This window comes from Pseudomonas sp. PS01301 (assembly GCF_029960215.1).
Taxonomy (GTDB): domain Bacteria; phylum Pseudomonadota; class Gammaproteobacteria; order Pseudomonadales; family Pseudomonadaceae; genus Aquipseudomonas; species Aquipseudomonas coleopterorum.
The window spans coordinates 42,812-59,127 of sequence record NZ_JASCPM010000006.1; the positions used below are offsets into that span (position 1 = coordinate 42,812).

Below are 16,316 nucleotides of genomic sequence, written 5' to 3' on the forward strand. Positions count from 1 at the left end.
CGTGGCGTGCAGGCAGATAGTCAGGCGGACATCTTAGCGAATCACCGCTTCGATCAATAGAACACCGAGCAAACCGATCACCGATTGCAGACACAGCATCAGGGTCCATGTGCGGAAGGTCTGCGCCACACTGAGCTGAAAGTATTCCTTGAACAGCCAGAAGCCCGAATCGTTGACGTGGGACAGCATCACGGCACCCGAGGCGGTCGCCAGTACCAGCAACTCCGGTGACAGGCCCGGATAGGCCAGTGCCAGAGGCGCGACGATCCCGGTGGCAGCGACGGTGGCAACGGTCGCCGAACCGACGCAGATGCGCAGCAGCGCCGCGATGCCCCAGCTTAGAATCAGTGGATTCACCGCCCAGCCCGAAGCATGGTGAGTGATCAGTGCATCCAGGTGAATGGTGGTAAGCATTTCCTTGAAGCCGCCGCCGGCACCCAGGATCATCACGATCGCGCCCAGCGGTGCCAGACCCTGGCTGGCCATCTTCTGCACCTGGCCCAGGTTGAACCCGGCGCGCAGGCCCAAGGCGAAGAAGGCAAAGATGACCGCGATCAACAACGACAGGATCGGATTGTTCAAGGCGTTGAATACCGCATAGGCCATCGAGCCCTTGACGCTGAAGGCCAGGCCCAGGGTACCGACCAGCATCAGGCCGGGCGGTAGCAGCACGGCGATGATCGACGACAGCAGTGACACCTGGTTTTGATCGGGGCTGACTTCACGCGCACCCACCGGGCCGGCGGTGAGGTCAGGCGCCGGGCCGAACCAGGGGCTGATCAGGCGGGTGAAGATCGGCCCGCAGATGATCGCGGTGGGCACGGCGATCAACAAGCCGTAGAAAATGGTCAGGCCGGTGTTGGCGTGGAACGCGGCGACCGCCAGCGTCGGCGCGGGATGTGGCGGCAGCAGGCCGTGGGACACGTACAGGCCCGCGGCGAGCGGCAGACCGATGTAGAGCAGATGGCTATGGGTGCGCTTGGCCACCGTATACACCAGTGGCGCCAGCATGATGAAACTGACGTCGAACAGGTGCGGCATGCCGATCAGCAATGCGGCGGCGCAGATAGCCCAGGGTGCGTACTGCACCGGACGCTGGCCGATGAACGCGTTGGCGATGCGGTCGGCGCCGCCCGAACCCAACAGGATGCCGCCCAGCAGCGTACCCAGACCAATTACTGGCCCGGTCTTGGCCAGCGCTGAGCCGAAGCCCTTGGCGAAGCTGTCGATGGTCTCGCCGGCGCCCGCACCACTGAGCAGGCCAAGGCCGATCGCGGTGAGGGTCAGGGCCAGGAACGGGTTGAGCTTGAGCTTGGTGATGAGCAGGATCAACACCACGATGGCGCCGGCGGCCATCGCGAAAATCAGCAGTTCGCTATTCATGTTTTTATGGAACCTGTGAAGTGGACGTCGGTGCCCGTGTCGGGCACCGGTATCGGCTCAAGGCCGCTGCGCGTTCAGGCCGGTTGCAGGCCGGTCTGCCAGGCGCGGTGCAATTCATCGTTGTACTGTTCGATGTCACCCATCAGCAGCAGCTCGCCAGCCTCGATGTTCCGCGCGGCGGTGGCGTGGGCTGCCAGGTACAACGGAGCGATATCGTCGGGGGCATCCGAACGCCCCAGCAGTACGGCCTGCACACCAGTCAGGTCGTGGTGGTGGCCACCCATTTCCAGCACGGTGCCTGCAGCGATATCGACCGTGGCGCGTCCGGCCAGAATGGTCGACTGGCTCGGCTTGTCGGTGCCCGAAGCTCGTTTGTGCAGCACGGCGTTGAGCAGGGTGATCGGCGTTTCCACGCCCATGAAGTGGTAGGGCAGGTACAGGCAGGCGTAACGTCCGTTGCGGCTCACCACGTGGCCTTTCTGCGCGAGCAATTCCCAGGTCGGTTTGTCGTGGGTGCGGATGATCACGAACACCCCCCCGGCAAAGCTGGCCTCGTCTGGTAGGCGCAGCACGTTGAACACCTCGATCACGCCGCTACGACCCAGCACACCACCGTCTTCACGCAAGGCGTAGATGTCGGCCAGTTCACTGGTACGGGCAATCGGGTAGTGCAGCAGCTCCACATCCGGCACCAGACCGGTATTGGTAGCGACCACCGACATTTCGCAATAGTCGGCTGTAGCGGACGTCTTCAGGCCGTTCAGGGCAGCGCGACGCGCCTCCAGGGTAGCGGGAATGTCGTCGCCCAGGCGTAGCAATTCGCCCATGGCCGGCGCGGAAATGGTGGTGTCAAGCTGGGTGATGCTGCCGTCCTCGGGGTTGAACACCAGATCGTATTCACTGGACTTGCCCGCCGCGACAATGTCCAGCTTGAGCACACGCGCCCAGCTGACCCAGCCGATCAGGTTGGCCGGCTGGTCACCGTCGGCGGTGGTGTAGACCACATCGTGTTGTGCAGCCAGGCGGGACAGGGCGATACCCGCAACCGAGTCCACTTCCTTGCTGACCATGGCGACGTGACGACCGTCCTCGATGGCGCGCCGGGCGACCTGGTAGCCAATCGCAGGGTTGCCGGTGGCTTCCACCAGAATGTCGTAGCGGGCTGCCTGCAGGAGGGCGACGTCCGCGACCAGCACAATGGCATCGGCCGGTGCACTGGCAACCGCAGCGGCGTCGTTGCAGATGTGTAGCTGTTCTGCGGCAAAGCCCAGTTCGACGCACAGCCCATGCAGGCCGGGCACGTCCAGGTCGCACAGAACGGCGGGGACCAGATTGGGCATCAGCCGGGTCTGGGCCAGCAAGGTGCGCGAGAACCCCCCCTTGGCGCCGGTGAGTGCGTAACGTACGGCCTGATCGGCTTGTGCAGCGAACAGCAATTCGAAATTCATGGTTCGTCCTCGGTGAAGGGAAAATCGGCAGCGACCACCGGATGAACAATATTTGTTATGGATTCGTAGCTCCCGAGTGACAGCACGATAGTGCGGACTTCACATTCAGGTCAATTTATTTAACATGGATTAACACTTCGGTCGCTTTCGCTTGTAGTATTGGGTCATTGAATCGCTCAGATGAACCAATAATTAACATGCACCGTGCCCGCCACGGTGACCTGTGCAGGAGATGCCACTCATGACCGCTGTCCATCGCCCGCTGCTCGGCTGCATTGCCGACGACTTCACCGGCGCTACCGATCTCGCCAACATCCTGGTGCGCGGCGGCATGCGCACGGTGCAATCGATTGGCGTTCCAGACAGTGATCTGGCGGAATTCGCGGAGGCGGATGCCATCGTCATCGCCCTCAAATCCCGTACCACGCCGGCGGCCAGCGCCGTTGCCGAATCGTTGCAGGCGCTGGCGTGGTTGCGCGAACGTGGCTGCCAGCAGTTCTTCTTCAAATACTGCTCGACGTTCGATTCGACCGCAGAGGGCAACATTGGCCCGGTGACCGAGGCACTCCTGGAAGCCCTTGGCAGCGATTTCACCATCGCCTGTCCGGCGTTCCCGGAGACCGGCCGCACCTTGTTCCGTGGTCATCTGTTCGTTCAGGACAGCCTGCTCAGTGAATGCGGCATGCAGCATCACCCGCTCACACCGATGAAAGATGCCAACCTGGTCCGCGTGCTGGACGAGCAAACCACCGGTGCGGTGGGTCTGTTGCGCTACGACGTGGTCGGGCAGGGCGCCTCTGCGGTCGTCAAGCGTATGGACGAACTGCGCGCCGAAGGCGTGAGTTTGGCCATTGCCGACGCCGTGAGTGACGAGGATCTGCAGACCCTGGGACGTGCCTGCGCGAACCTCGCCTTGATCACCGGTGGCTCGGGGGTGGCCCAGGGCCTCCCGGAGAACTTCCGCCGCCAGGGCCTGCTGCGCACGGGCGATGCCGCTGCCATGCCTATTATCGAAGGCCGCGCCGTGGTATTGGCAGGCAGTACCTCCAAGGCCACCAATGGCCAGGTCGCCGCCTGGCTGGAAGCAGGTCGCCCGGCCTTTCGCATCGACCCGCTGGCAATCGCCCGTGGCGAGCCGGTCGTGGCCCAGGCCGTGGCCTTCGCCGATCGCGACGAAGCGGTGCTGATCTACGCCACCAGCAGTCCCGAGCAGGTGGCCGCCGTGCAGCGAGAGCTAGGTGCGGAGCAGGCTGGCGCCATGATCGAGAAGGCGCTTGGCGAGGTCGCGGCACAGCTGCAGGACAGAGGCTGGCGCCGCTTCGTCATCGCAGGTGGCGAAACGTCGGGCGCGGTGGTGCAGGCGCTGCAGGTCAAAGGCTTGCGTATCGGCCGTCAGATCGATCCTGGCGTGCCGGCCACCGTGGCCTTCGGCGGCACAACTGCGCTTGCGCTGACGCTCAAGTCGGGCAACTTTGGCAGCGTGGACTTTTTTGCCAAGGCCTTGGCCTGCCTGGCGGGAGATTTTTCGTGAGAAACGAACACGCCTTGCGCGAAGAAATCTGCGAAGTGGGTCTGAGCCTGTTCCAGCGTGGTTATACCGTCGGCAGCGCCGGCAACATCAGTGCGCGCCTCGACGACGGTTGGCTGATCACACCAACCGATGCTTGTCTGGGAAGGTTGCAACCACACACCATCGCCAAAGTCACCACGGCGGGTGAATGGGTGAGCGGCGACAAGCCATCCAAGACCCTGGCCCTGCATCGCCAGGTGTACGACCGTAACCCAGAAGTGAATGGCGTGGTCCACACCCACTCCACGCATCTGGTGGCCCTGACTTTGGCTGGGGTGTGGAGCGCCCAAGACATTCTGCCGCCGCTCACGCCTTATCAGGTGATGAAGGTGGGGCACATCCCGTTGATCCAGTACCAGCGTCCGGGCTCGCCCGACGTCGCCACACAAGTCGCGGAACTGGCCGATCAGGTGAGGGGGGTCATGCTCGAACGGTTGGGCCCGGTGATGTGGGAAAGCTCTGTGTCCAAGGCCAGCCATGCACTGGAAGAACTGGAGGAAACCGCCCGGCTGTGGCTGATGACTCAGCCCCGACCTGCACCCTTGAGCGACGCGGCCATCGAAGAACTCAAGACGGTGTTCGGTTGCGTTTGGTGAGTCATTGACCTTACTTGTGGAAAGGCCTTTGTTGGGCTTTACTGGTACCAGCGTCCAACAAAATCACAAGAGACGATGCCGATGAGCAACTCCCTGAAAACCCGCAAAAACGACAGCCATGTCGACGCCTGGGCCATAGGCTTCATGATTGTGGTGGTCATGGCGACAGCGGTGTACTGGTTCAGCCGAGGCTGACCCAGTACGGCAAGCTGAGTCTGCCTCAGTTGTCATAACCCAGATTGGGCGCCAACCAGCGCTCGCTGACGGCCAGATCCTGCTGCTTGCGCGCCGTGTAGCTCTGCACCTGGTCGCGATCAATCTTGCCCACGGCAAAGTATTGCGCCTGGGGGTGAGCGAAATACCAGCCGCTGACCGCCGCCGCCGGGAACATCGCGTAGTGCTCGGTGAGCGTAACACCGCTCTGCCCGTTGTGATCGAGCAGGTCGAACAGCGTGCCTTTCTCGGTGTGGTCCGGGCAGGCCGGGTAGCCTGGGGCAGGGCGGATACCCTTGTATTGCTCCTTGATCAGCGCCTCGTTGTCCAAGGTCTCCTCGGGGTCATAACCCCAGTGTTCCTTGCGCACCTGCTGGTGCAGCCACTCGGCGCAAGCCTCGGCCAGGCGGTCGGCCAAGGCCTTGACCATGATCGAGTTGTAGTCATCGCCGTTATCCTGATAGGCCTTGGCCACTTCTTCAGCACCGATGCCCGCCGTGGTGATGAAGCCGCCCACGTAGTCCGTCACGCCGCTGTCCCTGGGCGCCACGAAGTCGGCCAGGGAGAAGTTCGGCTTGCCATCGGTCTTGATGATCTGCTGACGCAGGTGATGCAGACGCGCCAGCGGCTGGCCGTCGTCGCCGTAGACTTCTATGTCGTCATCCTCGACCTGGTTGGCCGGCCAGAAGCCGAACACCGCACGGGCACGGATCAGCTTCTCGTCGATCAGCTTGCGCAGCATCGCCTGGGCATCTTCGAACAACGCAGTGGCCGCTTCGCCTACGACTTCGTCGGTGAGAATGCGCGGGTACTTGCCGGCCAGGTCCCAGGAGATGAAGAACGGCGTCCAGTCGATGTACTCGGCCAAGACGTTGAGGTCGATATCGTCCAGCACCTTGGCGCCGGTGAAGGTCGGTTGTACCGGGTTGTAGCTGCTCCAGTCGAAGCTGGCCTTCGCCGCCACGGCCTGGGCGTAGCTCAGACGTTCGGTGCGTGCGCTGCGGTTGGCGGTACGTTCGCGAACGTCGATGTACTCCAGGCGGGTCTTCTCGACGAATGCAGGCTTGAGCTCCTTGGACAGCAACTGGGTGGCAACCCCGACCGCACGTGAGGCGTCGGTGACGTAGATCACCGCATCGTTGCTGTACTTGGGTTCGATCTTGACGGCAGTGTGCGCCTTGGACGTGGTCGCGCCGCCGATCATCAAGGGCAGGTGGAAATCCTGGCGCTGCATTTCCCGGGCGACGTGGACCATCTCGTCCAGCGAAGGGGTGATCAGGCCGGACAGGCCGATGATGTCGCACTTCTGCTCACGGGCGACCTGAAGAATCTTGTCGGCCGGCACCATCACACCCAGGTCGACGATGTCGTAGCCGTTGCAGCCCAGCACCACGCCGACGATGTTCTTGCCGATGTCGTGCACGTCGCCTTTCACGGTCGCCATCAGGATCTTGCCCTTGGCCTCGGGCTTGTCGCCTTTTTCCAGCTCGATGAACGGAATCAGGTGGGCCACGGCCTGCTTCATCACCCGCGCCGACTTGACCACCTGGGGCAGGAACATCTTGCCCGAGCCGAACAGGTCGCCAACGATGTTCATGCCAGACATCAGTGGGCCTTCGATGACCTCGATCGGCCGCTTGAACGACTGCCGCGACTCCTCGGTGTCCTCGACGATGTGCGTGGTGATGCCCTTGACCAGCGCATGCTCCAGGCGCTGATTGACCGGCCAGCCACGCCATTCCTCGGTTTCGGCTTCCTTGACGCTGCCGTCGCCCTTGAACTTGTCGGCGATGGCGAGCAGGGCATCGGTGCCTTCGGGCGTACGGTTGAGGACCACATCCTCGACACGCTCGCGCAGCTCGGTGGGGATCTGGTCATAGATCTCCAACTGGCCGGCGTTGACGATACCCATGGTCAGACCGTTGCGGATGGCATGCAGCAGGAACACGGAGTGAATCGCCTCACGCACCGGGTTGTTGCCACGGAACGAGAACGACACGTTGGACACGCCGCCGCTGGTCAACGCATAAGGCAGTTCATCGCGGATGTAGGCGCAGGCATTGATGAAATCGACGGCGTAGTTGTTGTGCTCCTCGATGCCGGTGGCCACGGCGAAGATGTTCGGGTCGAAGATGATGTCTTCCGGCGGGAAGCCGACCTGATCCACCAGGATGTCGTAGGAACGCTTGCAGATCTCTTTCTTGCGCGCTTCGGTATCGGCCTGGCCGGCCTCGTCGAAGGCCATCACCACCACCGCAGCGCCGTAGCGCTTGCACAGCTTGGCGTGGTGAATGAACGCGTCGACACCTTCCTTCATGCTGATCGAGTTGACGATGCCCTTGCCCTGGATGCACTTGAGCCCGGCTTCGATCACTTCCCATTTGGAGGAGTCGATCATGATCGGCACCCGGGAGATGTCCGGCTCGCCCGCGATCAGGTTGAGGAAGGTGACCATGGCCTTCTGCGAGTCGAGCATGCCCTCGTCCATGTTGATGTCGATCACCTGAGCGCCGGCTTCCACCTGCTGCAGGGCGACTTCCAGGGCCTCGGTGTAGTTCTCCTCGCGGATCAAGCGGGCGAAGCGCGCCGAACCGGTGATGTTGGTGCGCTCGCCGACGTTGACGAACAACGACTGACGATCGATGGTGAACGGCTCCAGGCCCGACAGGCGGCAGGCCTTGGGGATCTCCGGAATGGCGCGCGGCGGGTAGCCGGCCACGGCGTTGGCGATGGCTTCGATATGCCCGGGCGTGGTGCCGCAGCAGCCGCCGACGATATTGAGGAAGCCGCTCTGGGCGAATTCTTCGATGATCTTCGCGGTTTCCGACGGCAGTTCGTCGTACTCTCCGAAGGCATTGGGCAAGCCGGCGTTGGGGTGGGCGGACACATGCGTGCCGGCCTTGTTCGACAACTCTTCCAGGTAGGGACGCAGCTCGCTGGCGCCCAGCGCGCAGTTCAGGCCCACCGAAATGGGCTTGGCATGGCTCACCGAGTTCCAGAAGGCTTCGGTGGTCTGCCCGGACAAGGTCCGGCCCGAGGCGTCGGTGATGGTCCCGGAGATCATGATCGGCAGCTCGAAGCCCAGCTCTTCGTAGACGCCTTGCACGGCGAAGATCGCTGCCTTGGCGTTGAGGGTGTCGAAGATGGTCTCAATCAGGATCAGGTCGGCGCCGCCCTCGATCAGGCCCTTGGTGGCTTCGGTGTAGTTTTCCACCAGTTCGTCAAAGGTGACGTTGCGGTAGCCGGGGTTGTTGACGTCCGGGGACAGCGAGCAGGTGCGGCTGGTCGGGCCCAGCACGCCGGCCACGAAGCGTGGCTTGTCCGGCGTTTCCAGGGTCTTGGCATCGGCGACCTGGCGCGCCACCCGCGCACCTTCGACGTTCAGCTCGTACACCAGCGATTCCATGCCGTAGTCGGCCTGGGACACCTGGGTGGCGTTGAAGGTGTTGGTTTCCAGAATGTCCGCACCGGCGTCCAGATAGGCCTTCTCGATGGCAGCGATCACGTCCGGGCGGCTGAGCAGCAGCAGATCGTTGTTGCCCTTGACGTCACTGGGCCAATCGGCAAAGCGCTCACCGCGGTAATCCTCTTCCTCGAGCTTGTAGCTCTGGATCATCGTACCCATGCCGCCGTCGAGAATCAGGATGCGCTCTTTGAGGGCTTGCTGGAGAGCTTGAAGGCGAGCACTGCGGTCGGACATGGGAACCACTCTTTCAGAAAATTCGGACACTGTGACAGGGTGCGGATAATAGCAAACCTGTGCGCTATTTGATCACGAAGGGCATGTCCATGAATTTCGCTCATGTTGATAAGCTGCTGTTTATTCGAATCACGGGCTACCTGCCGACCGTGAAACAGCAGTGCATCACCCCAGCCATCGACGAAATGCGCGACCTTTTCGGGATTTTTGCAGTCCCACCCCCCGGAATGCCCCGAAAAGGGGCGCGAATTCTCGTTTCAAAAGGCGGTACGCATGCTGATTTCGCTTCAAGCTCTACGGGCCCTGGCCGCCTGGATCGTGGTCTGTCATCACTTCATGCAGATCTTTTTCGACTTCCACGCCTCAGGCCCCATCGGTCAGTTCTTCACTGACCGGGGTGCGGTGGGCGTCGACATCTTCTTCGTCATCAGTGGGCTGGTGATCTACCTCTCGACCCAGGACAAGCAGATGCCCGCAGGGCGCTTCCTGCTCAACCGCATCATTCGCATCGTCCCGGCCTACTGGCTGTACACCGCGCTGATGGGGTTGATGCTGGTCAGTTTGGGGCAATGGCTGCCGCACGCCGCCATCGACCTGCCGCACTTCATCCTGTCGCTGCTGTTCATCCCCTCGGAAAACCCTGGCGGCTACGGCCTCTACCCGACGCTGAACGTGGGCTGGACGCTCAACTACGAGATGTTCTTCTACCTGTTGTTCTCCCTGGTGTTCACCGTGCCGCAGCGCTACCGGCCGTTGATTGTCGCAGCGGCTCTCGTGGCGGTCAGCGAAGTGCTCGGGCGTTATGGGGTGGTCAGCCGTTTCTATCAGAACAACATCATCTACGAGTTCCTGCTCGGCATCGGTATCGGCATGCTCTATCGCCGCGGCTGGATCGCCCAGGGCCTGTGGTTGCCGCTGGCGGTGATCATCGTGTCGGCGTTGCTGATCTATCACCTGGATTCCAGCGACCGTCTGCTGCACTGGGGCCTGCCCAGCGCCTTGATCGTGCTGGCCTGCGTGGCCATGGAGCCGCACTTCCGTGGCAGCCGCATCCTCAAGGCGTTGGGCGACTGCTCCTACTCGGTGTATCTGGTGCACGTGCTGGTGCTCTACGGCGGCTGGCTGGCCAGCGTGCGCTGGCACCTGAACCCGTATTGGGTGTTTGCGTTCTGCGTGCCGACCATCGCCCTGGTGTCTTGGGCCAGCTACGTGTGGATCGAAAAGCGCCTGTATCGCCGGGTCAAGCATTGGACCGACGCACGTCTGGATTCGAATGCGATGGCGCGTACCAACTGATTCCCGACCAAAACAGTCAGGCTTTGTCAGCGTCGCCGGATTCGCGTAAACTCCTGGCAAGTCTGTGAGGAACCACTATGAGCGCTATAACGATTACCGACGCTGCGCACGATTACCTGGCCGATCTGCTGAGCAAGCAGAACACCCCCGGTATCGGCATACGCGTGTTCATCACCCAGCCAGGCACCCAGTACGCAGAGACGTGCATTGCCTACTGCAAGCCGGGTGAAGAGAAGCCGGAAGACACCGCCCTGGGCCTGAAGAGCTTCACCGCCTGGATCGACGCGGTCAGCGAAGCCTTTCTCGACGACGCCGTTGTCGACTACGCCACCGACCGCATGGGCGGGCAGCTGACCATCAAGGCACCCAACGCCAAGGTGCCGATGGTCAACGCCGACAGCCCCGTCAACGAGCGCATCAACTACTACCTGCAGACCGAGATCAATCCCGGTCTGGCCAGCCATGGCGGCCAGGTCAGCCTGATCGACGTGGTCGAGGACGGCATCGCCGTGCTGCAGTTCGGCGGCGGTTGCCAGGGTTGCGGGCAGGCTGACGTGACTCTGAAGGACGGTATCGAGCGCACTTTGCTCGAACGCATTCCCGAGCTCAAGGGCGTACGCGATGTGACCGACCACACTCAGAAAGAAAACGCCTACTACTGATCGGCGTGGCGCCAGCACCGACTCGCTGCCTCTGTGTAGCGTCGGTGCCCGGTCTTACTGGCCGAAGCGCTGCGCATACCCCTGGGGACTGACCCCGAGCACTTTCTGAAAGCTGCGGCGCAGATTCTCTGCATGCCCGTAGCCGCACAACCGCGCCACACTCTGCACCGACAACTGTCCACCCTGAATCATGGCCCTGGCCGCTTCCAGTCGGACCCGCTCGATGTGTCGCGCCGGGGTGATGTTCAATTCGGCGAAGAACACGCGATACAGCGTGCGTGGCGTCATGTTGGCCTGCTGCGCCAGCGCTTCCAGGGACAGGTCGGCGCTGAGGTTGTGCGCGATCCATTCCAGCAGTTCGGCCAGCCTCGACGTCGGCCCGTTGATGCGTGCCAGGTGCGGGCTGAACTGCGTCTGTCCGCCCGAGCGCTTGAGGAACAGCACCAGGCGGCGCGCCACAGCCAGCGCCAGTGGTCGGCCCAGATCGGCTTCGATCAAGGCCAGTGCCAGGTCGATGCCGGCCGTGACGCCGGCCGAGGTGAAGATGTGGCTGTGGCCATCCTTGTCCGACGGATCATAGGTGTGCAGACGATCGCCCTGAACCTGTACGTTGGCGAAAGTCTGCAAGGCCTCGACATCATCCCAGTGCGTGGTGGCGATCAAGCCGTCCAACAGCCCGGCGCTGGCAAGCATCAATGCGCCCGAACACACCGAGCCCAATCGCCGTACCTGAGGCGCCGCCGCGCGCAGCCAAGCGAGCAGGGCGGTGTTGGCGCATTGTTCAGCATCGCTGCTGCCGCCGGGCAGCAATACCGTATCCAAAGTGGAGCAGTCCACTGACTGCCAGCTGGCATCGGCATGCAGTTTGAGCCCGGCCGAGGTCGCGACGGGCCCCGGGGTTTCGCCCAGCAGTTGCAGGTCATAGAAGGGCGCCAGCCCTTGGCGCGTCAGCTCGACGTTGGCCGAGGCGAACACCTGCATCGGGCCGGTTACATCCAGGCTCATCACGCCGGGGTAGACCAGGCAAGCGATCACTTTCATGGAAACGACCTCGCAGCGTGGTGATTCACGAACGGTACAGGTGAGCATGGCCGGCGCGGTACAGCGCGGAGTCCGCGAAGCTGTCCGTTTGCAGCACATGGCCCACGAGTATGAGCGCGCTGCGACGAAAGTCCTTGGTCGCGACCTTGTCCTGGATATCGGCCAGGGTGCCCAGCACGAAATCCTGATCCGGCCAGCTGGCCTTGTGGATCACCGCGACCGGGCACCCAGCGCCATAGCTGGGCAACAGCTCTGCGACGATCCTGCCCAGATTCTTTACCCCTAGATGAATGGCCAGTGTAGCGCCATGGTGGGCCAGGCTGGCCAGGCTTTCTCCCGACGGCATGGGCGACTTGTCGCCGTAGCGAGTCAGGATCACCGTTTGCGAAACGTCGGGCAGTGTCAGTTCCACCCCCAGCAACGCCGCACAGGCCGCGGTCGCGGTAACGCCCGGAATGATCTGATAGTCGATGCCATGCTCGCGCAGGCAACGGATCTGCTCGCCGATGGCGCCGTACAGCCCGGGATCGCCACTGTGCACTCGCGCCACATCCTCGCCACGGGCGTGGGCCTGGCGCATGATCTCGACGATCTGTTGCAGGTGCAGCTCGGCGCTGTTGTGCACCTGATGCGCAGTGTGCCCTTCGAGCACGGCTTCTGGCACCAGCGAACCGGCGAAGATGATCACCGGGCATTGGCGGATCAGACGCTGCCCCTTGACGGTGATCAGCTCCGGATCACCCGGTCCGGCGCCGATGAAGTAAACGGTCATGGGTATTCCTGACGGGCGGAGGGGTGAATGATATTCAAGTTGAGCGCTGCGTGCAGCCGCAGTGACGTTCCGTGCAGGCGATGGCGAGGGTTGCCACTGCCGAATGCCGTCGGCTGACGCGCAGCATCGAGGTGCACTGTGTGCAGCGTTCGGCCATGGCCAGCGCGGCACTTTCCGCCACGCCCAGGCAGCCGGTGGCGGCGAACGAGCGCGCGGAATGATGGCTGAGGCGATCTTGATAAGGCGCCAGGGTCTCGGCGCCATAGGTGGCGAACGGCAAGCCGAGCCGTTCGGCCAGCGCCACCAGCCCCGGTTCGTGCGCCTTCATATCAATGCTGGCGATGCCACGCACTTCAGCCCAGGGCAGGTCGTGTTCGAGCAGGGTTTGCTCCAGCAGGTCGTGCAACGCTTGCGCGGTGCACCCCGCACGACAGCCGAACCCAACCCACAGCGCTGTCATCGGCTTCAGCGACTGGCTCGGCGGAACAACCAGGCGCTGATCAGCCCCAAGGCCAGCCAGAACACGGCGTTGGTCACCAGCGAAGCGATGATGAACTGCTGCTCCAGAGCCTGCGGTGCCAGGCTCGAATGATGCTCGGGCTGGGGCGCGCCGATCAGGTGCGGTACCAACATGATGGCCAGTCCCAGAGCCTTGAGCAACGTGCCACGGCCGAACACCAGCAATGCCAGACCTGCCGCAGTGGAGGCCGCGGTACCGATCCACCAGGTCTGGCGCAGCACCAGGTCCGCTGCCTGGGTGCCGGGCAGCTCCGGCGGCAGCCCCAGGTTCGGCGCCAGACAGAACACCGCGAATCCGCCCAGTCCCCACAACAGGCCCTGAGCAGTGCGCCCAGGAGCGCGCAGCGTATACAACGCCACCAGCATCAGAGCGAACCCCACGGCCACCACCAGATTGCCTCCGGCGGTCGACAGCACGCGCTGCCAGCCGTCTTCCGGCTCCCAGGCCTCGGCGTGTTCGTGCCCGGCAGCGGAAACCTCGTCATGCGAGTGCTGGGCCGAGGCGGTTTCATAGGTTTCGCCCTGGAGAATCAGCGGCGAGACCCACAGGCTCTGCAGCAAGGTCAGCAGCAGGGCGGCCAACAATCCGCTGAAACCAGCGGTACGGGCGATGTGCTTGATCATCTCGGCGCTCCTCAATGGCACGGAAAGGCGGCGCTGTGCCGAGTATCGTGAGCGGCGTTGTGCACCGCTTCGATGTGCGAGAAGCCGGCGAAGCCCACCAGGCAGCAGCCCAGCAGGAAGGTGCCGACCGCCAAGGCGATGCGCTGCGCCAGGGTGCCGGCGGACGTCAGGGCGTGTTCGGGGGTGGAGGCGGTGGTAGACATGGCGTTCCCTCATGTGGTGCCTGCGGCGGTGGTCCACGGTATGTGGCACCATCGATCGGGCACGCGCACGAAGAAAGCCTGGCGCGGGCGCGCCATGCTCGCAACAGCGCCCGCCCACCGCAGGGTTGTCGATCAACGATTGTCTGGGCCGGTCTCCGGGCTTGCGAGGGGCGGCATGAAGTCCGCCTTGAAAGCATCGCCTTCCCATGCCCGCAGGGGCACAGTGGATCTGACACTTCTCTCGCTTACCGTTGCGGGGGCAGCACCGGACTTGTGCCAATCCCTCCTGGAGGCAGGCACGCACCGGTTTCCCGTTTCACCCTGTGAAGGGCACCCAAACGATGGCGCCTAGCAAATCATGTCGCCGCAGCATCGTCAATGCGCCGCGCGCTGTAGAATGCGCCCGCGGTCCGCGCTTTCTCCCTACGAAATGGAGTTCCCCATGCCCGAAGAAGGCAACATGCTACAAGCTGCCGTGGTGTTCCTGCTGGCTGCGGTGATCGCCGTGCCACTGGCAAAGCGCCTGCAACTGGGCGCGGTGCTCGGCTACCTGTTCGCCGGTGTGGTCATAGGCCCGCAGGTGCTGGGCTGGGTGGGCGATCCACAAAGTGTCAGCCACATCTCCGAACTGGGCGTGGTGCTGTTGCTGTTCATCATTGGCCTGGAACTGTCGCCCAAACGCCTGTGGGTCATGCGCAAGGCGGTGTTCGGCGTCGGTCTGGCCCAGGTGCTGTTGACCGCGGTGGTCATTGGCGCCGTGGCATTGCTGGCCTTCGGGCAGCCGTTGAACAGCGCCGTGGTCCTGGGCCTGGGGCTGGCGCTGTCATCCACGGCGTTCGGGTTGCAGAGCCTGGCCGAACGCAAGGAACTGAACAGTCCCCATGGCCGCCTGGCGTTCGCCATTCTGCTGTTCCAGGACATTGCCGCGATCCCGCTGATCGCCATGGTGCCATTGCTGGCCGGCGGAAGCGGCGATGCCGGCGAGGGCAGTACCCTGGATCACAGCCTGCGGGTACTGGGCAGCATCGCCGTGGTGGTGATCGGCGGACGCTACCTGTTGCGGCCGGTGTTTCGTATCGTCGCCCGCACCGGTTTGCAGGAGGTGTCCACCGCCACCGCCTTGCTGGTGGTGATCGGTACCGCCTGGCTGATGGAGCTGGCCGGTGTTTCCATGGCCCTGGGAGCGTTCCTCGCCGGCTTGCTGCTGGCCGACTCCGAATACCGGCACGAACTGGAATCACAGATCGAACCCTTCAAGGGGTTGCTGCTGGGCCTGTTCTTCATCAGTGTCGGCATGGGCGCCAACCTTGGCCTGTTGCTCGAAAGCCCGGCATTGGTGCTGGGCCTCACAGTCCTGCTGATCGGGATCAAGCTGCCGCTGCTGATGCTGATCGGGCGTCTGGCCGGTGGTCTGGGTCGGCTCAGCGCGGTGCGCCTGGGCATCGTGCTGGCCGCCGGTGGCGAATTCGCCTTCGTGGTGTTCAAGATCGGCCGCGAGCAGGGGCTGTTCGATGCGCGCCTGTACGACACGCTGCTGCTGACCATCACCCTGTCCATGGCGCTCACGCCCTTGCTGTTGCTGCTGTGCGCACGGCTGCTGCGGACCAAGACGCCGCCAGTGGAAGTACCCGAGGAATACCGCGAGATCGACAGCGACGCGCCCCGCGTGGTGATTGCCGGCATGGGCCGGATGGGGCAGATCGTGGCGCGTATCCTGCGTGCACAGAAGATCAGTTTCGTGGCCCTGGATACCTCGGTGGAATCCATCGAGTTCTCGCGCAGCTTTGGCCACCTGCCGGTGTTCTATGGCGACCCGTTGCGCCCCGAGATCCTGCGCGCGGCCAAGGTGGAGCAGGCCGAGTATTTCGTCATCGCCACCGACGATCCGGAAATCAACATCAAGACTGCCGAACTGGTCCACCGCCTGTACCCGCACGTGAAGATCATCGCCCGCGCGCGCAACCGCCAGCATGTGCACCGGCTGGTCGACCACGGCGCGCAGGCGGTTCGCGAAACCTATTACTCAAGCCTGGAGATCACACGGCGCACATTGGTGGGGCTGGGGCTGAGCCAATCCCAAGCCGATGCGCGGATCAACCGCTTCAAACGTCACGATGAACAGGTGCTGCAGGCCCAGCACGCGATCTACGACGATGAGGCCAAGGTCATGCAGACCGCCCAGGAAGCGCGGGCCGAGCTGGCGCGGCTGTTCGAGTCCGATCGCCAGGACGAAAAAGCGGCGGCGAAGGATGTTCCACGCCGCTGACGCTCAGCGTTGAAAAGCCGCCG

Annotated in this window: 13 protein-coding genes and 1 riboswitch; of the genes, 5 read left to right on the forward strand and 8 right to left on the reverse strand. The window is 63.3% G+C overall.

Features of this window, described 5'->3' with window-relative positions:
* Nucleotides 1-33: 33 nt before the first annotated feature.
* The gene (locus tag QMX89_RS04710) at nt 34-1,383 is read right to left on the reverse strand and encodes a gluconate:H+ symporter (RefSeq protein ID WP_090358243.1); all 1,350 of its coding nucleotides are present in this window, start codon (nt 1,381-1,383) and stop codon (nt 34-36) included.
* A 74-nt stretch (nt 1,384-1,457) separates the two neighbouring features.
* Nucleotides 1,458-2,831, reverse strand: coding sequence for a hypothetical protein (locus tag QMX89_RS04715; protein WP_282347209.1), 1,374 nt, complete (start codon nt 2,829-2,831; stop codon nt 1,458-1,460).
* Nucleotides 2,832-3,072: 241 nt separating this feature from the next.
* Between QMX89_RS04715 and otnK the strand changes: the two genes are divergently transcribed.
* The gene (otnK, locus tag QMX89_RS04720) at nt 3,073-4,362 is read left to right on the forward strand and encodes a 3-oxo-tetronate kinase (RefSeq protein WP_282347210.1); all 1,290 of its coding nucleotides are present in this window, start codon (nt 3,073-3,075) and stop codon (nt 4,360-4,362) included.
* On the forward strand, nt 4,359-4,997 hold the full coding sequence (locus QMX89_RS04725) for an aldolase (RefSeq protein ID WP_282347211.1): 639 nt from the start codon (nt 4,359-4,361) through the stop codon (nt 4,995-4,997). Before otnK ends, QMX89_RS04725 begins: the two co-directional genes overlap by 4 nt.
* Before the next feature lie 220 nt (nt 4,998-5,217).
* Here QMX89_RS04725 and metH read toward each other — a convergent pair whose 3' ends face one another.
* A complete protein-coding gene (gene metH / locus QMX89_RS04730; protein WP_282347212.1) occupies nt 5,218-8,910 on the reverse strand; it encodes a methionine synthase in 3,693 nt (1,230 codons plus the stop codon).
* Between the two features lie 273 nt (nt 8,911-9,183).
* On the opposite strand from metH, the gene QMX89_RS04735 reads away from it, so the two are divergent.
* Both QMX89_RS04735 and nfuA read left to right on the forward strand, forming a co-directional pair.
* Nucleotides 9,184-10,206, forward strand: a complete 1,023-nt coding sequence (locus tag QMX89_RS04735) for an acyltransferase (protein WP_282347213.1) — start codon at nt 9,184-9,186, stop codon at nt 10,204-10,206.
* Nucleotides 10,207-10,283: 77 nt separating this feature from the next.
* Complete coding sequence (gene nfuA, locus QMX89_RS04740) at nt 10,284-10,868, forward strand: Fe-S biogenesis protein NfuA (protein ID WP_049859622.1); 585 nt, start codon at nt 10,284-10,286, stop codon at nt 10,866-10,868.
* A gap of 54 nt (nt 10,869-10,922) precedes the next feature.
* Here nfuA and QMX89_RS04745 read toward each other — a convergent pair whose 3' ends face one another.
* The 5 genes from QMX89_RS04745 to QMX89_RS04765 are packed head-to-tail and all read right to left on the reverse strand — an operon-like array spanning nt 10,923 to nt 14,027.
* Complete coding sequence (locus tag QMX89_RS04745) at nt 10,923-11,909, reverse strand: DJ-1/PfpI family protein (protein ID WP_282347214.1); 987 nt, start codon at nt 11,907-11,909, stop codon at nt 10,923-10,925.
* Between the two features lie 25 nt (nt 11,910-11,934).
* A complete protein-coding gene (cobM, locus tag QMX89_RS04750) occupies nt 11,935-12,681 on the reverse strand; it encodes a precorrin-4 C(11)-methyltransferase (protein ID WP_282347215.1) in 747 nt (248 codons plus the stop codon).
* Nucleotides 12,682-12,715: 34 nt separating this feature from the next.
* Complete coding sequence (locus tag QMX89_RS04755) at nt 12,716-13,141, reverse strand: cobalamin biosynthesis protein (RefSeq protein ID WP_282347216.1); 426 nt, start codon at nt 13,139-13,141, stop codon at nt 12,716-12,718.
* Nucleotides 13,142-13,146: 5 nt separating this feature from the next.
* On the reverse strand, nt 13,147-13,824 hold the full coding sequence (locus tag QMX89_RS04760) for a CbtA family protein (protein ID WP_282347217.1): 678 nt from the start codon (nt 13,822-13,824) through the stop codon (nt 13,147-13,149).
* Nucleotides 13,825-13,835: 11 nt separating this feature from the next.
* Entirely contained in the window at nt 13,836-14,027 is a 192-nt protein-coding gene (locus QMX89_RS04765; protein ID WP_282347218.1) for a CbtB-domain containing protein, read from the reverse strand.
* Between the two features lie 128 nt (nt 14,028-14,155).
* Nucleotides 14,156-14,380: riboswitch (cobalamin riboswitch) on the reverse strand.
* Between the two features lie 89 nt (nt 14,381-14,469).
* Here QMX89_RS04765 and QMX89_RS04770 point away from each other — a divergent pair.
* Nucleotides 14,470-16,293 carry a monovalent cation:proton antiporter-2 (CPA2) family protein gene (locus tag QMX89_RS04770; protein WP_134722355.1) on the forward strand — a complete coding sequence of 608 codons (1,824 nt, stop codon included), beginning with the start codon at nt 14,470-14,472 and terminating at the stop codon, nt 16,291-16,293.
* Nucleotides 16,294-16,316 lie beyond the last annotated feature (23 nt).